Below are 16532 nucleotides of genomic sequence, written 5' to 3' on the forward strand. Positions count from 1 at the left end.
ACCACCGGGCCCCCTTTCTCCACCTGGGGAAACGCATGCGCATTCGTGCCACTGTGGCCGCCGTCACCGGCGCCCTGGCCATCTCCGCCTTCGCCGTGCCCGCCGCGCAGGCCGCCACGGCGCCCGACGTCACCTTCACCAAGGTGACGGTCAACAACGGCAAGCCGATCGTCGTCCGCGCCACGGGGACCACCTCGGTGCCGGTGACGTACACGTTCAAGCACGGGGCGGGGCAGAGCATCGGGCAGAACAAGCTCGTCACCCTTCCGTTCTTCTACGTCGGCAGCACCGTCGACCTGGACAAGGTCCGCCTCGGGGCCGACGATCCCGGAACCTGCACGGCCACTTCGTCCACCGTCGCCAGCTGCAAGGTTGTCATCAACCTGCACACGACTGGCGACGACAACAGGCTCCTCAACACCGACGCGCGCAAGTGGAACGTGGGCGTCGTCGCCGTCACGGACCAGGGCGGCTTCAAGAGCCAGGGTGGCCTGGGCCTCGCCCAGATCAAGTTCCACTCCAAGCTGAGCACCACCGACGCCACCCCGGAGCCGGTCAAGAAGGGCGCGACCATTACGGTCAAGGGCACTCTGACGCGCGCCAACTGGAAGACCCGCAAGTACGAGGGTTACGTCAACGCCCCGGTGGCACTCCAGTTCCAGAAGAAGGGCACGAGCGCCTTCGTCACCGTCAAGACGGTCAAGGCGGGTGCCGCCGGTGTCCTGAAGACCACGGTCAAGGCGACGGTCGACGGCACCTACCGCTACGCCTTCACGGGCTCGACGACGACGGCGCCTGTGGCGGCGGCGGGTGACTACGTCGACGTGAAGTAGACGGCGCGAGCTCGCGGAGCCCAAGGAAACAGGCTGGTGCCGCCCGATCAGGGCGGCACCAGCCTGTCTGCCTGCATCGTAATGGTTGGTCAGAATCTCTACTGGTGGAATCTCGAGTAAAGATCACGATCGCGCCACGAATCGGAAAAGGCGTCTTTAATCGCCTCGTAGAGTCGCAGGTTGCTGACGTTCCCAATCGGGTGAAGAATTCTACTGTCGACTTCTACTTCGACCGCCTTCCATCGCAGCTCATGCATGACGAAGGAGATCAACTCGACTACTCCTTCTTTTGGGTAATCGAGCAGTGCAATCAGTTCATCCTCGAACTGTCTCCTCAGGTATTGGTTCCGCTGTAGAACTGTGAGCGCCCGCTCCAAGCCTTGTTCGATATTGTCGACTCCGCACGATTCCTCGGCGACATGCAAGATTTCTTGCACAATGCGCCGAAAATTCGCAACTGGATCAGCATTCGGGTTTCCCCCATGCGGCGATGTATTTTCCATCAGCACTGAGTCCGTTCTTGTTGAATGCGTCGATTGCAGCTTGCTGCGCATTCGCGCCGTATGGCCTATAGTGTCCAGATTTATTGTCAAGATAAACAACCGCCCTTCCCTTGGTCTTGAATTCGCCCGCAGCCAGGACGCGACCACCTTTAGCGAGGCTGACATGGCCGGCTGTCCGTTTGCCGATGATGAGCTCACCGCTTTCTGTCACCACGTATGCATAGTTTCCTGATCTGGACAGGGCGGTCCCAGGGGCAATTTGCTTGAACCACTCAGGCGTGTCTGCGGGTTTCAAATTTGAGAAGATTCCTGGGTCTTCCTCGGTAATGCTGTGAAAGAGGGCTGGTGTAGCCCCTGTCGATACGTGATAGGTATTGGTGTCCCCGGCGGCGAGCTTCTCGGGGCCGGCGCGGGTCGCGAACAGTTTGGTGCCGAGCGGGGTGCGTTTACAGAATCGCTGTACCCACTTCAGATTGTCGTATGCTTTTTCTAGGGCCTTGAGTTTGGCGCTGATGAGGGCGTCTGCTGCGAGGCTGCTGCAGTGTTCGAAGTCTTTCTCCTGCAGGCAAGCTTCGAGCTCTCCGAGGCCTGCCAGTTCCTTGGCGCCGTCCCACAGGTCCTTCATGGCGTCGCCGAACTCTTCGCCGTTGTCCACGATGTCGCAGTAGATTTCGCTCTGTTGGCACCAGCGGGCGAAGCCCTCGGGGTCGCATGGGATGAATCCCTGCTGGCAGCGGTACAGTGCGCGTGCGCGGGCCCCCTCGTCGTTCTTCGCCTTTTCTTTGGCTTCGACGGCAGCTTTGCGCCTGGACTCTTCCTCTTTCCGCTGCTTCTCTACCGCGACGGTGAACGCTTCGGTGGCAGCCTTGAGGGCGGCATCCGCGTCCTTCCCCGCGTCGATGGCCGACTGCCTTGCCTCGTCGGCGTAATACCATGCCGTGGAGGCGCTGGCCTGTGCCACCTCCGAGGAAAGGGTGGCGTCGGCTGCTGATCGAGCGGCGTCGGTGGCGGCTGCGTCGGCGCTGTTGGCCGCGTCTCGGGCTGTTTTCGCGGATGCGGCGGCGTTCGCCGCGGAGGCCTCGGCGGCCTTGGCGTGCTGAGCGGCCTCTGTGGCGTACCCCTTGGCCTTAGTAGCGGAGTCGCTCGCTTTCTTCGCCCACTCGGTGGCCTCGGCCGCCGCCTTACGTGCTGTGGCGGCTACCTTCTGGGCGGTCGCGGCGTTCTGTTGTGCGGTGGCAGCGACCTTCGCCGCGTCCGCGATCATCTTTTGAACCTGGGCCGCGTGAGTGGCGGTCAAGTAGTCCTTGCGCTGAGCCTGGTACTGGCCGGAGACGATGAACGCGTGCAGCGACTGGGGCGAGCCCTCCAGTGCGATCCGGGCAGCCGATTTCACCTCCGGACTGCCAGTGTCGAACAGTTGCGCCGTCCTGACCCGCTCGTCCTGGGTCCGTGCGGTGAACTGTGTCCTGGTCAGGAACTTGCTGAACTTTTTGGGGTCGTCCGAGTTGAGGGCGGCGATCCCGGCCTCGGTGAGGATGGGGCCGGTGGCGGAGACTATCCGGGCGATCGCGACGCGCATGCTCTGTGCGGCGACCTTGTACTGGCCGTTGTCGATGAACTCGGTGACGGCAGCGGCGTCGCCGTCGAGGGCAGCCTCTGCGGCGTTCCGTACCTCCTTGTCCTCGCTTTCCTCCGCAAGGCGCTCGACGTAGAAGCGGTCGTCGCCCTCCTTGGCGCTCTGCCAGCCGTTGCGCAGGTAGTCGATGACGGTGTCGTCGCTTCCGGCAAGTGCGTCCTCGGCGGCGGCTCGTCCCCAGGCAGTGCCGCTCTGCATCACTAGGACGGCCAGTTTGCGGCCCTGGGCCGCGATCGTGGAGAGATTGGCCCCGGACTTCGCGGCCTCGGCCACCAGCCGGTTCCGCTCAGCTTCCCGGTCCTTGGCTGCCTGCTCCAGTGCGGCCTGTCCAGCCGTACGAGCGTCGGCCTCCGCCTGATAGTCCCGAGCTCGCTCGATGCCCGCGTTGGTTCGGCCGAGTAGTTCTTCGGCCTCCACCTCGCGGGCGATTTTGAAGATGTCCTGGGCCTTGGTTACGGCGGCGGTGGCCACGTTCGCGGCGGCGGTGGCAGCGCTGGCATGACTCGTTGAACGGCCTGCGGCCTTCGCTGCGTTGCCCGCGTCCTTGGCCGCTTCTTCGGCGAAGGTGGCCGCGTCGTTCGCGTGTGTGGCCGCTGACCTGGCGGCGTCGCGCGCCTCACGGGCCGCCTTTGCGGCTTTGACAGCCAGCACCTCGGCGGCGGCAGCGGCACGGTTGGCCTCGGCGGCGTGGCGTCGGGTAGCCGCGGCGGCGGCGCGCGCCTCTGCGGCGGCTGCGCTGGACTGGCCCGCGTAGCTGCTGGCCTCAACGGCGGCGTCGGCGGCGAGCTGCGCATTGGCGCCTGCGCTCGCGGCCGAGTGCGCGGCGTTCCCCGCCTCGTCAGCTGCGATGGCCGCCTGGTCGGCGGCATCGGCGGCAAGAGTGGCGCCCTTCGCGGCTGTGCGGGCGTTCTCGGCGGCCTCTCTCGCTGCCTGCGCGTTGCCCGCGTCCACCGCCGCGTCGGCGGCGGCGTTTCGGGCCCTGGACGCTGCCTGGGCAGCGCCGGCCGCAGCTGCGGCTGCCTGGGAGGCGGCGTTCGCGGCGATACGCGCCGAGCTGTTCGCGGCACGGGACGCGTCGATGGCTGTCTGCGCGGAGGCGGCGGCTTGGTTCGCCGCTGTGGCGGCTCGACCTGCGGCCCTCGCTGCCTTGATGGTGTCGCCCTTTGTTGCCTCGGCCTCGACAGCTGCCTTCAGCGCGGCTTCCTTGGCGAGTTGCGAGGCCTGCACAGCCTTGACGGACTCCGCCTTGGCCGCTGCGGTCTCCTTGGCAGCCAGGTTGCCGGCTGCCTTCGCCTGCTGGGCGAGCTGGGCGACGGTGGCGTGCTCCTGGTCCTTGGCGAGCGCGACGTGTTGGCCGACCGCCAGGAACTCCCGGACATCTGCGGCGTTGCCGTTCAACGCGAGGCGTCCTGCGAGCTGCACGTTTGTGCCGCCCGCGCCCATGATCTGGGCGATCTGGACCCGCTCGTCCTGCTCGCGCTGCTTGTACTGGACTTCTCGCAGGAATTTCCGGACGTCGTCGGGCGTACCGTTGAGTGCGGCGCGACCGGCGTCCTGGACGTTGGGTCCGCTCACACCCATGATCTGGGCGACTCGGACCCGGTTGTCCTGCTCCATCGGAGCTATCCAGCCGTCGTCCAGGAAGTCGCGTAGTTCGTCAGGGGTGCCGAACAGAGCTGCGTGAGCTGCAGTCAGCAGCTCAGGACCACCCACCGAGGCGATCCGGGCGGCGGTCACACGCTGGTCCTGGAAGGTCAGGTCGTCCGCGATCCCGAGGAAGGCGGCCACATCGGCGTTGCTGCCGAGCAGGGCGGCCTGGGCAGCCTCCTTGACGATGGGCCCGCCGTCTTGCCAGTAATCGACGACCATGCTGCGGTCGGCCGAGGCCACCTCTGACGCAGCGACAGATTCTGCTGCCCCCGTAGGCAGTTCTGCAGCCACCGAGGGCATGGAGCCAAGCAGGCTGGCACTGAGAGCCAGCGGCAGCAAACTTAACGCAGTTCTGCGTATCAGGTGGGCCGCTTTACCGGCCGTGTCGAATTGGTCAGTTCTTCGATTCACTGAGCACCTGCCTCGGTCATTGGCGACGCCCCCGTGTGTGTGTCACCAAATAGTGGAAGGGGAGAGCATAACTCCCGCGATCTCTGTGATCGAGTCAGATATTTGGCCAACGAATGAACGAGAGGGCAGATTGGCCTAAATGGCCGTTTTGGGCATTTCTGCGTTCGCGGCAGCGCCTGGATTTCGCCTCGAGGCAGCTCTTTTGTGGTGGTGTGAAGGAAAGGTGTTGACTGCCGTCAAGTCTATGGTTACGGTATGTTCTGCCTTTGCGCTCGCTTTGCCATTCTGGTTGTGACGTTCGTCAAGAAGGTGCCTTGACCTGGCCCTTCTCCTTCCGGGATCTTCGTGGAGGTGGCAGAGGCTGCACCTTGTGCTCGCAAGGGGAATTTACTGTTCCATCGCATCTTGGCGGAGGCTTCTGCTCTGGAGGCCCGCGCCCGAGGGGGTTTTCCGTTGCTTTTCCGTGCCCGGAGTCTTGTCGTTTCCGGAGCCTTGGGGTTTTCTGCCGTTCTGGCAGGAGTTTCTATTGCTTCCGCTGAAGATCCGCCTCAGTCACCGGCTGCTGTGACGCCGCCTGCAGCGATCGAAAACTATGAATACCCCGGAGCCAGTCGAATCCTGACTGAGAGAGGAATCAAACTGAAGAAGGGTGACGGGCGTATCCTGCTGGCCGAGTGCGACCAGGCTGCCCAGCAGATCCGAGTGCTGACCGTTGCGGACGACTCCGTCGGTCGTGAGGGAACCTACTGCTTTAAGGCACTTGGTAAGGCTGGCAACCTCACGTTGGAACTTCCCAGGGTCTTCATGGTGCAGGCCGCGGATCACCCGTTCAGCGCCGACCTCACTGCCAACGGAGCGACCACGACGGTGAACGTGGCCAAGGACAAGACCGTGTCCGTGGGAGAAGCCGCACCCGGGGGCGCCCGGTCGGTGCTCGTCGAGTTGCGAGTGACTGGTTGATCCCTGCCCGCCTCCGGTGTGGTACCGGGAGTGCGGGCGGTGGTAGGCCTCCTGATGACCGGTCATGGTTGCGCGCCACATGACGCACGTGATCGACATGTTCTTCTGTGTACGCAGAGCAGACTTTGTGATTCGAGGGAAACGTGATGAACGCCCGCCCGCGCAGAACGCGCACGGTGTGGACTACTGGATTCCTGATGGCTGGTCTCACAACTGGCCTGTTGGTCGCTCCGTCAGCTCAGTCGGTGACGGGTAAGCAAGTCGCTGTAGGCGAGGACCAGTTCGCGGTCAAGCTCCACATCGGGCCTGGTACGGACAGAGAGCGGAGCTGCTCCGGCGCGCTTGTGGACCAGCAGTGGGTGCTCACTGCTGCCAGCTGCTTTGCGGCGGACCCCCAGCAGAGCTTCAAGATCAGCGCCGGAGCGCCGACAGAGACGACCATCGTGACCCTTGGTGGCGATCGCCCGACTGCTGCCGAGAGTGCCAAGCAGAAGGTCCTGGAACTGGTTCCGCACCGGGACCGAGACCTGGTCATGGCCCGCATCAACGACGCGACCACGACTCAGGATTCGCTCGACGGGCCGTTCCCTGACATCTCCGCCATTGATGTCGACAGCAGCCAGCCGGCTCAGGGCGACCAGTTGAGAGCCGTCGGTTTCGGGCGTACGAAGGACGAATGGATTCCGGGTCCAGCGCACGCTGGTGCCTTCGCTGTGGACACCGTGGAATCGGCCACCCTTGCCATCTCTCCCGCGACCTCTGGTGGGGCTGCTCTCTGTAAGGGTGACGCCGGTGCGCCGGTGCTGCGCGACGGCAAGGTGGTCGGCGTAGTCACCGCCGCGTGGGACGGAGGTTGCTTCAACTCCGACGAGACCCGCACCGGGGCACTCGCCACCAGAGTTGACGATGTCGAGGACTGGATGCAGCAGGTCCGCCTGACGTCTCGGAAGGCGCATGTCACCGACGTGATGATGGCTGTTGACTTCAACCGTGACGGTCGTACAGACATTGCGGCTCAACTGACGAACGGTAGCGCGCAGGTCTTCTACGGCCGCGCAGACGGCACTCTCGAGTTTGGGAGCGGGTTGCCAGGCTTGGGGCGTTCCACGCAAAGGGAGCTCATTGCGGGCAACTTCGTTAAGGGAGCAGACCCGGAGGTAGTCATAGTTGAGGATGACGGCAGTCTGGTTCTGGCAAAGTCGCGCGTCGCCGGGTTTCCGCAGCTAGGGGGGTTCAGTCGCGACAGGCTGTGGACGGACGCCACCTGGATGACTGATCTTCCTGTCGCCTCCCTCAAGTCCGGTGCCTCCGGACTTGACACGCTGCTATTCCAGTGGCCCGATGGATCTCTGTATACGTACAAGAGGGATGCCAGCGGCAATCTGGTCAACCAGAAGCAGTCGATGTGGCCTGACAAGACGTGGAAGAAGAGGCACATCGCCACGGCCGACTTCAACGGGGACGGCTACGATGACATCGCTGCCGTAGCCACCGACGCAGCGCTGCACCTCTATCCAGGCAAGGCCGACGGTTCCTTCGACAAAGCACGCTTGATGTGGCCCGACAAGGCCTGGACCACTCAACGCCCTGTTCTGGCAGGCGACTTCAACGGTGACGGCAAGGCTGACATCGCTGCAATGCGCACCTCTGGCGACCTGCACTTCTTTGCGGGCGACGGCAAGGGCGGACTGGCCGCGAGTCGAACCATGTGGCCGACCGTGTAAGCAGCCGATCATGAGGCTCGCTTCGACTTCGTCCCGTACGAACCCTGTTCCGTACGGGACGAACCACAAGCTGAGCAGTGTTGGTGACGGAAGCCACGCGCGTAATGGACCGACCTCGTTACCCCCCGTACAACTTTTCCCGCGGGTCACTAATCTGAGCATGTGAGCCAGGAGGCTCAACGATCACTTGGGCTCCGGTGTGAGGACAAGCCATGAGACGACCACCATCGGGCGCCCCTTCTCCGCTTGGGGAAATGCATGCGCATACGTGCCACAGCGACCGCCTTCGTCGGTGCCCTGGCTCTCTCCGCTCTCGCCGTACCGCCCGCGTCGGCCGACGGGGCGGTGGCTGCGGCTGAGGCCGCCGCGCCGTACGCGCTCAACGCCTCCTTCTCCGGTATCAAGATCAACAACGGTAAGTCGATCGTGGCCGGCACCACCGGCACCCTCACCGTGCCGATCACCTACACCCTCACCCACGGCACCGACGTCGACATCACCGCCGAGGACTTCTTCACCGACCTCGAGCTGTACTACGGCGCCTCCTACTTCGACTCCGCCGCCGGGCTGTACGGCAACGACTGGGCCCACTGCACCGCCGCCTCGCCGACCGTCGCCCACTGCACCCAGTCCATCGTGGTCCACCCCGCCGAGGACCTGTTCAACTCCACCGCCGGGAAGTGGAAGGCGTACGCGTACGTCAGGGCCCTGAACGGCCAGGACCCGGGCAGTGACGACTTCGACGTCACCAAGACCGGGGCCGTCGAGAAGGACGGCATCGCCGGACCCAGCGTCCTGCGCGCCGCGAAGCTCTCGGTCAACGCCTCTCCGGAGCCGGTCAGGAAGGGCGCGACCATCACCGTCACCGGCAAGCTGACCCGCGCCAACTGGGAGGCCGGCACCTACGACGGCTACGGCAACCAGGCGGTGAAGCTGCAGTTCCGGAAGAACGGCACCACCGCCTACACCACCCTCAAGACCATCAGGACGGCCGCGAACGGCGACCTGAAGACCACCGTCACCGCGACCGTCGACGGGTTCTACCGGTACGTCGCCGCCACCACGACGACCACTTCGGACGCCTTCGCCGCACCCGACTTCGTCGACGTGAGATAGCCGTTGTGCAAGGCGTGCGCAAAATCATGCCCCATCCGCACAACCAACCACGCCCCCCACGAATCTGATCATGGGGGCCAACAGGCTCCACGATCACCTTTCTCCACGTGGGGAACACGCATGCGCATACGTGCCACTGTGGCCGCCGTCTCCGGCGCCCTGGCTCTCTCCGCTCTCGCCGTACCGGCCGCGCAGGCCGACGTCCACGCCTCCGGCGGCGACGCCAACTACCGCGCGAGCGTCGCGAAGGTGCTGGGCGGCAAGTCCGCGTTCGTCACGTCGCCCGTCGACGACGGCGTGCCGTACGAACTGAACGTCTCCTTCTCCAACCTCAAGGTCGCCAAGTCGATCACCGTCGGCGCCACCGGTCATGTCGTCGTGCCGGTCACCTACACGCTGACCCACGGCACCGAGGTCAACATCAAGGCCGCCGACTTCATGAGCGGCCCCGTCCTCTACGAGGGATCCGACATCGAGTCGATCGACACGGTCGGCTCGCTCATGGGCGAGAACCCTGCCACCTGCACCGCCACGTCGACGACAGCCGCCAACTGCAAGGCCAACATCGACATCTACCCCGCTGAGGGCGACCTGACCGTCTTCGACGCCGGGAAGGTCTGGACGGCCGGCGCGGTGGCCATTGCCCTCAACGGCCAGGACCTTGCGGGCGACAGCATCGACCCCTCCAAGATCGGCATCAAGGAGCAGGGCGGCCTCGGCACCACCACCGTGCGGCGCCTCGCCAAGCTCACCGTCAACGCCTCCCCTGAGCCGGTGAAGAAGGGCAGGACCATCACCGTCACCGGCAGGCTCACCCGGGCCAACTGGGACGGCGCCAACTACACCGGCTACGGCAACCAGGCGGTGAAGCTGCAGTTCCGGAAGAACGGCACCAACACCTACACCACCGTCAAGACCATCAGGACGGCCGCGAACGGTGACCTGAAGACCACCGTCACCGCGAACGTCGACGGTTTCTTCCGCTACGTCGCCGCCACCACGTCGACCACCTCGGACGCGTACGCCGCGCCCGACTTCATCGACGTGCAGTAAATCGCGTACGTCTTCGGCGTACGTCTTCGGCGTACGTCTTCGGCGTACGTCTTCGGCGTGCGCCTCACGCCGGGAAGCGGCGGTCCACCCACCTCCACAGGATCTCCAGGGTGGCCGCCGCCACCGCCGCGATGCCCACCGCGATCCACGGCATCGTCACGCCCACCAGCTTCAGCGCGAAGAACTCCTGGAGCGACGGTACGACCAGGACCAGCAGGAACCCCGCGCCCATCGACGAGACCAGGGCGATCCGCCACCAGGTGTAGGGGCGGGCGATGATCGCCAGTACCCACATGGAGATCAGGAACAGGGTGAGGGTCGCCGCACTCGTCTCCGCGTCCAACGCGCCCTCGCCCGTGTAGTGGTGACGGGCAGTCAGATAGGTGGCGAAGGTCGCCACGGCCGCCAGTACGCCGCCCGGGATCGAGTAGCGCATCACCCGGCGTACGAAGTGGGGTTTCGCGCGTTCCTTGTTGGGGGCCAGGGCGAGGAAGAAGGCCGGGATGCCGATCGTCAGGGTGGAGAGCAGGGTCAAGTGGCGCGGCAGGAAGGGGTATTCGACCTGCCAGCAGACCACCAGGACGGCAAGCAGCACCGAGTAGACCGTCTTGACCAGGAACAGTGTCGCCACGCGCGTGATGTTGCCGATGACCCTGCGGCCCTCCGCGACCACCGAGGGCAGCGTCGCGAAGCTGTTGTTGAGGAGGACGATCTGCGCCACGGCCCGCGTCGCCTCCGAGCCCGATCCCATGGCCACGCCGATGTCGGCGTCCTTCAGGGCCAGTACGTCGTTCACGCCGTCGCCCGTCATCGCCACCGTGTGTCCGCGTGACTGCAACGCGCCCACCATGTCCCGCTTCTGTTGCGGGGTGACCCGGCCGAAGACCGTGCCCTCGTCGAGCGCCTCCGCCATCTCCGGGGTAGTGGTGGGGAGTTGGCGGGCGTCCATCGTTGTGCCCTTCAGGCCCAGTTTGTCGGCCACCGCGCCCACCGACACCGCGTTGTCGCCCGAGATGACCTTCGCGTCGACATCCTGCTCGGCGAAGTAGCGGAGCGTGTCCGCAGCGTCGGGGCGCAGGCGCTGCTCCAGGACGACCAGGGCGGTGGGGGTGGTGTGGGTGGCCACCTCCGGGTGGTCGAGTTCGCGGGTGGTGCGGGTGAGGAGGAGGACGCGCAGGCCGGCCTGGTTCAGACGGTCCGTCTCCGCGAGGGCCGGGTCCTGGGAGGGGAGGAGGACGTCCGGGGCGCCCAGCAGCCAGGTGCTGCTCTCCCCGTTGCCCTCGCTGAACGACGCCCCGCTGTACTTGCGCGCCGAGGAAAACGGCAGCGACTCGGTGCAGCGCCAGTCCTCGCTGTCCGGGTAGGCGTCGATGATGGCCTGGAGGGACGCGTTCGGGCGCGGGTCCGACTCACCGAGGGCGCCCAGGACGCGTCGTACGTACGTCTCGTCGCTGCCGTTGAGGGAGCGCAGCTCGGTCACGTCCATGCCGCCCTCGGTCAGCGTGCCCGTCTTGTCCAGGCAGACCGTGTCGACGCGGGCGAGGCCCTCGATCGCCGGCAGCTCCTGTACGAGGCAGTCCTTGCGGCCGAGCCGGATGACACCGATCGCGAAGGCGACGGACGTCAGAAGGACGAGACCCTCGGGGACCATCGGGACGATGCCGCCGACCGTACGGGCGATCGAGTCCTTCAGGTCGTTGTCCTTGACGACCAGTTGGGTGATGCACAGGCCGATCGCGGCCGGCACCATCATCCACGTCACGTACTTGAGGATCGTCGAGATACCGGTACGCAGTTCCGAGTGGACCAGGGTGAAACGGGAGGCCTCCTCGGCGAGTTGGGCCGCGTACGCCTCGCGGCCGACCCTCGTCGCGGTGAAGGCGCCGCCGCCCGCGACGACGAAGCTGCCCGACATGACCTGGTCGCCGCGCTGTTTGACGACGGGGTCGGCTTCGCCGGTGAGCAGTGACTCGTCGATCTCGAGACCGTCGGCCTCCACGCACTCGCCGTCCACGACGATCTTGTCACCGGGGCCGATCTCGATGAGGTCGCCCAGGACGAGGTCGGAGGTGCTCACGTGGGCGGTGACGCCGTCGCGCCGGACCGTCGGCTTGGCCTCGCCGATCACGGCGAGGGAGTCGAGGGTTTTCTTCGCCCGCCACTCCTGGATGATGCCGATGCCGGTGTTGGCGAGGATGACGTACCCGAACAGGCTGTCCTGGAACGGGGCGACGAACATCATGATCAGCCAGAGGACGCCGATGATCGCGTTGAACCTGGTGAAGACGTTGGCGCGGACGATCTCGGAGACGTTGCGGCTGCTGCGTACGGGGACGTCGTTGACCTCGCCGCGGGCGACGCGTTCGGCGACTTCGGCGGCGGTGAGGCCGGGGGCGCGAGTGCTGTCGCCCGCGGCGCCTTTACCGGGGGCGTTGGCCGGGGTGGCGCCGGTAGGGGGGCGGGGTACGGGGTGCACAGGATCGAGTTCGGCGCCGGCGTCGATGTGCGTCATGTGTTCGACGGTACGTGCGGATTTGCGGCTTCACCTGGTGAGTGCACCAAAGATCCGACCTGGGGAGGAGGGGTGGGGTGGGGAATCGTGCGGCGGTTGTACTCGGGGGTGCGTAAGGGTGGGGCTCGTTTATCTCGCCCCCGCCGCCCCTACCCGTCCCATCCTGTCCCTGGGGGCTGCGCCCCCAGACCCCCTACGGCCCTGAAGGGGCCTCGTCCTCAAACGCCGGACGGGCTGAGAGGGCCGCCGACGTCCTTTTGATCGCGGCGTCCCTGCCCCGGACGTACCAGATGCCGATCAGGCCCAGGCCCGCGCCCGCGAGGCACGTCCAGATCCACCACTCGTGGTTGTGGTCCTCGTACCAGCCGTAGAAGGGGAGCTGGGCCAGGAAGAGGACGAACCAGAGGATCGTGCCGCCCGTGATGGTGGCGACGACGGGGCCCTCCAGGGGCTCCGGCGCCTCGTGCTTCGGTGTCCACTTCGCCATGGGCACAGCTTACGAGGTCGCTCAGGTGACCCCGTAGAACTTCTCCGTCTCCTCGACCGCGCTCTGGAAGCGCTCGTCGAAGTCGTTTCGGATGAGCGTCTGGATCACATAGTCCTGCACGCTCATTCCCCTCTTCGCCGCATGGTCCCGGAGCCGGTCGAGCAGCTCCCCGTCTATCCGCAGGCTGAGCACGTTGGTCCCCATGGAGACGAGGGTCGCGGGCGGATGTGGGGCGGCGGGGGGCTTTTTGCGGTCGTTTCACTCGTACGGGTGCGGTGAAGGTTCAGTGGTCCTTGTCACGGGCAGTTTGGCGCGTTGCGAGTGGTCTTTAGTCAGAGTAATGAGTTACGCTAAAGAACATGCCGGACCTAACCCATGGCGACGACGCTGCCGCCGTGAACTCACTGCGCTCCGCCGTTATGCGCCTGTCGCGCCGACTCAAGCACCAGCGGGTCGACGAATCGCTGAGCCCCACCGAGATGTCGGTGCTCGGCACCCTCGCCCGCTGCGGCTCGGCCACACCGGGTGAGCTCGCCCGCAAGGAGCATGTGCAGCCACCCTCCATGACCCGAATCGTCGCGTTGCTGGAGGGCAAGGGACTGGTCAGGCTGGAGCCGCATCCCGAGGACCGGCGCCAGAAGGTCGTCACCCAGACCGAGCGGGCCGAAGCGATGCTCGAGGAGAGCCGTCGCAGACGGAACGCCTGGCTGGCCGGCCTGGTCGAGGACCTCGACGAGGACGAGTGGGCCAAACTGCGCGCCGCCGCCCCCGTACTGGAGAAGCTCGCGCATCTGTAGCCGGCGCGGCTCGCAGCAGTGGCTCGCACATCTCAGGCAGACCCCGCAAGGAGGCGAATCCCTTTGAGTTCGGGACCCGGAGCAGATTCCGCACCCGCACCAGCCACCCACGACACCCAGCCCGCCCACGATCTTGTTCCTTCCGAGTCGGCCCCCGCTGCCGACTCCGCTCCCGCTGTCGAGTCGGCATCCGTTTCCGAAGCCGCTTCCGTTCCCCCCACCCCGGTCGAAGCGGAGTCAGCCAGTCCAGGGAGCCCCGTCCCGGTGGGCGCCCCCACCCGTACCCGTACCTCGATGTTCAAGTCGTTGCGTGTACGCAACTATCGGCTCTTCTTTCTCGGGCAGGTCGTTTCCAACATCGGGACCTGGATGCAGCGCATCGCCCAGGACTGGCTGATCCTCAGTCTCACCGGGTCCTCCACCGCCGTCGGCATCACGACGGCGCTGCAGTTCCTGCCGATGCTGCTCTTCGGTCTGTACGGCGGTGTCCTCGTCGACCGGCTGCCCAAGCGGCCCACGCTGCTCGTCACCCAGACGATGATGGCCGTCACCGGCCTCGTGCTCGCCGTTCTGACGCTCACCGGGCAGGTCGAGGTCTGGCACGTCTACCTCGCCGCCTTCGCCGTCGGTCTCGCCACCGTCGTCGACAACCCGGCCCGCCAGTCCTTCGTGTCCGAGCTCGTCGAGCCCGACCAGCTCCAGAACGCCGTCAGTCTCAACTCCGCGAACTTCCAGTCCGCCCGTCTCGTCGGTCCCGCCGTCGCCGGTCTGATGATCACCGGGGTCGGCACGGGCTGGGCCTTCCTCTCCAACGGCCTCTCCTTCGTCGCGCCCATCGCCGCCCTCCTCCTCATGCGCGGCCGCGAGCTGCGCGCCGTCGAGCGGGCGCCGCGTGCCAAGGGGCAGCTGCGCGAGGGGCTGCACTATGTCGCCGGGCGGCCCGACCTGATCTGGCCGATCGTCCTCATCGGGTTCATCGGCACCTTCGGCTTCAACTTCCCGGTCTTCCTCTCCGCGTACGCGGACGATGTCTTCGACGCGGGCGCCGGCGCCTACAGCCTCTTCAACACCCTCATGGCGGTCGGTTCGCTGGCCGGCGCCCTGCTCGCCGCCCGGCGCGGTACGGCGAAGCTGCGCGTCCTCGTCGCGGCGGCCGTGGCCTTCGGCACGCTGGAGATCGTGGCCGCGGTGGCCCCGTCCCTGTGGCTGTTCGCGCTGCTGATGGTGCCGCTCGGGATCGCCGGCCTCACGGTCAACGTCACGGCGAACACCTCGGTCCAGATGTCCACAGATCCGGCCATGCGCGGCCGGGTCATGGCCCTGTTCATGATGGTCTTCATGGGCGGTACGCCGGTCGGCGCACCCATCGTCGGCTGGATCACGGACCAGTACGGTCCCCGGGTCGGCCTCGCCTTCGGCGGCATCATCGCGACGGCCGCCGCCCTGGCGGTGGGGCTGGTCCTGGCCCGCGTCGGGGGCCTGCGGGTCAGTGTCGTCCGGAACTCCGGCCGACTGCGCGTCCGCCTCGTCAAGCGGGACGAGGAGCAACGGCAGGAGCAACCGCAGGAGCAGCCGGAGGAGGACGAGGAGCGGCCGGACGAGCGGCGGGGGGCCGTCGCCTCCGCGGCGTGAGTACGGTGAGCGCCATGAGTGCCACCAGTGCCATGAACACGGTCAGACTGTTCGCCGCCGTACTGCCGCCCGCGGACGTGTCCGAGCAACTCGCCGCCGCCGTGGCCGGGTTGAGGAGCTTGCCCGGCGCGGAGGCGCTGCGCTGGACCGGCGTACCCGGCTGGCACTTCACCCTCGCCTTCTACGGCGAGGTGGAGGAGGACGTCGTACCGGAGCTGTCCGAGAGGCTGGCGCGGGCAGCCCACCGTACGGACGCGTTCGCGCTGTCGGTGCGCGGCGGAGGGCAGTTCGGGCACGGGCGGGCGCTGTGGGCCGGCGCCGCCGGCGAGGTGGGCACGCTGCGGCTGCTGGCCGACCGGGCGGAGGCGGCCGGCCGGAAGGCGGGCGTGGAGATGGGGGAGCACCGGCGTTACCAGGCCCACCTCACCGTGGCGCGCTGCCGCGAGGCGTTCGAGACGCGGCCGTACGTCGAGGCCCTGGACGCGTTCGCGAGCCGCAGGTGGACGGTGGACGACCTGGCGCTCGTACGCAGCAATCTGCCGAAGTCGGGGGTGCCGGGGGAGCAGCCCCGGTACGAGGTGGTCGCCCGTTGGCCTCTCGGCGCGGCCGGTTAGGCTCGACGGCGTGAATCCGAAAATCCGGAACAGGGTAATGGCCGGTGCGCTTGTGCTGATGTTCGCGGCGGTCGCGGTGGCGGCGGCGATGGGGAAGTGACGCGCGGGACCGACGCGGCTTGCACCGCAGGTCCCGACGGAAAGTGACGCGAGCCTGACGCGGCCCTGCGCCGCAGGTCCTGACTCGGGCTCGCGTCGTCGGCTTCGTCTCGGCCGCGCGGCGGCGGCCCCCGGCGGGGGCCCGTTTCACCGGCTTTCCCGCCGGGCCTGCGTCGCAGGCTCTGACTCGGGGCCGGTCACTGGCTTCGTCTCGGCAGCGGGCGACCCGCGAGGTCGGCGTGCTTCACCCGGCTTTCCAGCCGGGCCCGCGTCGCAGGTCCTGACTCGGGTCCCCGTCACCGGCTTCGTCTCTGCCGCGCGGCGACGGCCCACGAGGTCGGCTGCTCACTGGCCTTCCAGTTGGGCCGGGGCGCAGGCCCTTATTTCGGCCCGCGACGCCGCCTCGCGACGCCGCCTCGCGACGCCGCCTCGCGACGCCGCCTCGCGACGCCGCCTCGCGACGCCGCCTCGCGACGCCGCCTCGCGACGCCGCCTCGCGACGCGG

The 16532-nt window shown here is 66.8% G+C and carries 13 protein-coding genes; 8 read left to right on the plus strand and 5 right to left on the minus strand.

All coding sequences use genetic code 11. The features are described 5' to 3' along the window. Positions 1 to 35 precede the first annotated feature (35 nt). Entirely contained in the window at positions 36 to 833 is a 798-nt protein-coding gene (locus PV396_RS26785; RefSeq protein WP_319208745.1) for a hypothetical protein, read from the plus strand. Between the two features lie 98 nt (positions 834 to 931). Here the strand turns inward: PV396_RS26785 and PV396_RS26790 are convergent, their stop codons facing one another. Beyond that, entirely contained in the window at positions 932 to 1342 is a 411-nt protein-coding gene (locus PV396_RS26790; protein WP_319208746.1) for a hypothetical protein, read from the minus strand. Beyond that, positions 1296 to 4913 carry an ALF repeat-containing protein gene (locus tag PV396_RS26795; RefSeq protein WP_319208748.1) on the minus strand — a complete coding sequence of 1206 codons (3618 nt, stop codon included), beginning with the start codon at positions 4911 to 4913 and terminating at the stop codon, positions 1296 to 1298. Before PV396_RS26795 ends, PV396_RS26790 begins: the two co-directional genes overlap by 47 nt. 471 nt (positions 4914 to 5384) lie before the next feature. Here PV396_RS26795 and PV396_RS26800 point away from each other — a divergent pair, with 471 nt between their 5' ends. From PV396_RS26800 to PV396_RS26815, 4 genes are all read left to right on the plus strand, one after another. Continuing rightward, the gene (locus PV396_RS26800; RefSeq protein ID WP_319208749.1) at positions 5385 to 5993 is read left to right on the plus strand and encodes a hypothetical protein; all 609 of its coding nucleotides are present in this window, start codon (positions 5385 to 5387) and stop codon (positions 5991 to 5993) included. Between the two features lie 146 nt (positions 5994 to 6139). After that, positions 6140 to 7717 (plus strand): FG-GAP-like repeat-containing protein, encoded by a 1578-nt coding sequence (locus tag PV396_RS26805; protein ID WP_319208750.1) that lies wholly within the window; start codon positions 6140 to 6142, stop codon positions 7715 to 7717. A 258-nt stretch (positions 7718 to 7975) separates the two neighbouring features. Then, positions 7976 to 8833, plus strand: a complete 858-nt coding sequence (locus PV396_RS26810) for a hypothetical protein (RefSeq protein ID WP_319208751.1) — start codon at positions 7976 to 7978, stop codon at positions 8831 to 8833. A gap of 120 nt (positions 8834 to 8953) precedes the next feature. Continuing rightward, entirely contained in the window at positions 8954 to 9886 is a 933-nt protein-coding gene (locus PV396_RS26815; RefSeq protein WP_319208752.1) for a hypothetical protein, read from the plus strand. Between the two features lie 64 nt (positions 9887 to 9950). Here the strand turns inward: PV396_RS26815 and PV396_RS26820 are convergent, their stop codons facing one another. From PV396_RS26820 to PV396_RS26830, 3 genes are all read right to left on the minus strand, one after another. Further along, positions 9951 to 12398, minus strand: coding sequence for an HAD-IC family P-type ATPase (locus PV396_RS26820; RefSeq protein ID WP_319208754.1), 2448 nt, complete (start codon positions 12396 to 12398; stop codon positions 9951 to 9953). A 193-nt stretch (positions 12399 to 12591) separates the two neighbouring features. Further along, the gene (locus PV396_RS26825; RefSeq protein ID WP_319208755.1) at positions 12592 to 12885 is read right to left on the minus strand and encodes a DUF2530 domain-containing protein; all 294 of its coding nucleotides are present in this window, start codon (positions 12883 to 12885) and stop codon (positions 12592 to 12594) included. 21 nt (positions 12886 to 12906) lie between these two features. Then, on the minus strand, positions 12907 to 13089 hold the full coding sequence (locus tag PV396_RS26830) for a ribbon-helix-helix protein, CopG family (RefSeq protein ID WP_319208756.1): 183 nt from the start codon (positions 13087 to 13089) through the stop codon (positions 12907 to 12909). 155 nt (positions 13090 to 13244) lie between these two features. Here PV396_RS26830 and PV396_RS26835 point away from each other — a divergent pair, with 155 nt between their 5' ends. From PV396_RS26835 to thpR, 3 genes are all read left to right on the plus strand, one after another. After that, a complete protein-coding gene (locus PV396_RS26835) occupies positions 13245 to 13682 on the plus strand; it encodes a MarR family winged helix-turn-helix transcriptional regulator (RefSeq protein ID WP_055531761.1) in 438 nt (145 codons plus the stop codon). 294 nt (positions 13683 to 13976) lie between these two features. Beyond that, positions 13977 to 15314 carry an MFS transporter gene (locus PV396_RS26840; RefSeq protein WP_319209318.1) on the plus strand — a complete coding sequence of 446 codons (1338 nt, stop codon included), beginning with the start codon at positions 13977 to 13979 and terminating at the stop codon, positions 15312 to 15314. Positions 15315 to 15328: 14 nt separating this feature from the next. Next, complete coding sequence (gene thpR, locus PV396_RS26845) at positions 15329 to 15928, plus strand: RNA 2',3'-cyclic phosphodiesterase (protein WP_319208758.1); 600 nt, start codon at positions 15329 to 15331, stop codon at positions 15926 to 15928. The last annotated feature ends 604 nt before the right edge of the window (positions 15929 to 16532 follow it).

The organism is Streptomyces sp. ME02-8801-2C, assembly GCF_033793965.1.
Taxonomy (GTDB): Bacteria; Actinomycetota; Actinomycetes; order Streptomycetales; family Streptomycetaceae; genus Streptomyces.

Coding starts and splice junctions, on each gene's coding strand:
- PV396_RS26785 (WP_319208745.1), top strand. CDS start 36: ATGCGCATTCGTGCCACTGTGGCCGCCGTCACCGGCGCCCTGGCCATC.
- PV396_RS26805 (WP_319208750.1), top strand. CDS start 6,140: ATGAACGCCCGCCCGCGCAGAACGCGCACGGTGTGGACTACTGGATTC.
- PV396_RS26810 (WP_319208751.1), top strand. CDS start 7,976: ATGCGCATACGTGCCACAGCGACCGCCTTCGTCGGTGCCCTGGCTCTC.
- PV396_RS26815 (WP_319208752.1), top strand. CDS start 8,954: ATGCGCATACGTGCCACTGTGGCCGCCGTCTCCGGCGCCCTGGCTCTC.
- PV396_RS26820 (WP_319208754.1), bottom strand. CDS start 12,398: ATGACGCACATCGACGCCGGCGCCGAACTCGATCCTGTGCACCCCGTA.
- PV396_RS26825 (WP_319208755.1), bottom strand. CDS start 12,885: ATGGCGAAGTGGACACCGAAGCACGAGGCGCCGGAGCCCCTGGAGGGC.
- PV396_RS26830 (WP_319208756.1), bottom strand. CDS start 13,089: ATGGGGACCAACGTGCTCAGCCTGCGGATAGACGGGGAGCTGCTCGAC.
- PV396_RS26835 (WP_055531761.1), top strand. CDS start 13,245: ATGCCGGACCTAACCCATGGCGACGACGCTGCCGCCGTGAACTCACTG.
- PV396_RS26840 (WP_319209318.1), top strand. CDS start 13,977: ATGTTCAAGTCGTTGCGTGTACGCAACTATCGGCTCTTCTTTCTCGGG.
- thpR (WP_319208758.1), top strand. CDS start 15,329: ATGAGTGCCACCAGTGCCATGAACACGGTCAGACTGTTCGCCGCCGTA.